This window comes from Vibrio sp. 1249-1, assembly GCF_033340495.1.
The window spans coordinates 1-710 of record NZ_JAWOWJ010000518.1; the positions used below are offsets into that span (position 1 = coordinate 1).

A 710-nucleotide genomic window follows, 5' to 3' on the forward strand; every position below is an offset into this window, starting at 1 on the left:
TAATTCTGCCATGCTTTCAGAGAGTGCTGTCAGGTTTAAACCACCCTCTTCTTTCATTTTTTTCGATAAAGCATCGAACGCGCTAGCCAGAAACTCTTTATTAAAAATCTCCTGCGCTTTTTCAAAATCTTTCGTCCAGCCCTGCGTCATCGATTCAAAGCTGTCTGCAGGCAAAATAAAATCACCATCTTTGTAATAACGAGATTGCACATCAGCAAAGAAGTCTTTAACTGCAACTTTTACGTTATCAAACGCGCCCGGTGCATCCAAACTCGCTGCCACATCGTCAATGATGTCATTGGCAAGTTCCAAGCCATCACTCGCTAACTGCTTAGCTTGAGGGATATAGGCATTCATTTTTTCGCGATATGCTTCAATCGCGGCTTTCTGCTCCGCATCGAGTTCAATCAACTCACCTTTGATGAACAAGTTGTTGTCTTCGTCCACGACGGCTTTATCACCAGAAGTCTGGCGAATTTCCAAACTCTGTCCATCCATACGAACTTCATTATGGATGTCCACACGACATTGCGCTGCATAGCCTGTTGCACTAACCATCAGCAATGAAAGTGTAAAAAGTTTCTTCATGTCATTCTCTTATCTTCAAAATAACTTCTGTTAAACATAACACTCAGTTATACATTTGATGTCAGAACGCCGTCACGACTTCGTAACAAGTTGTTTTATCGCCAATTTTCATCTCAAACTCT

Annotated in this window: 1 protein-coding gene; it reads right to left on the reverse strand. The window is 41.7% G+C overall.

Annotated elements, in window-relative coordinates; genetic code table 11:
- The coding region (locus R7Z50_RS27350; RefSeq protein ID WP_318149727.1) for a DUF2884 family protein at nucleotides 1–588 on the reverse strand (588 nt) is incomplete at its 3' end.
- Nucleotides 589–710: the final 122 nt, after the last annotated feature.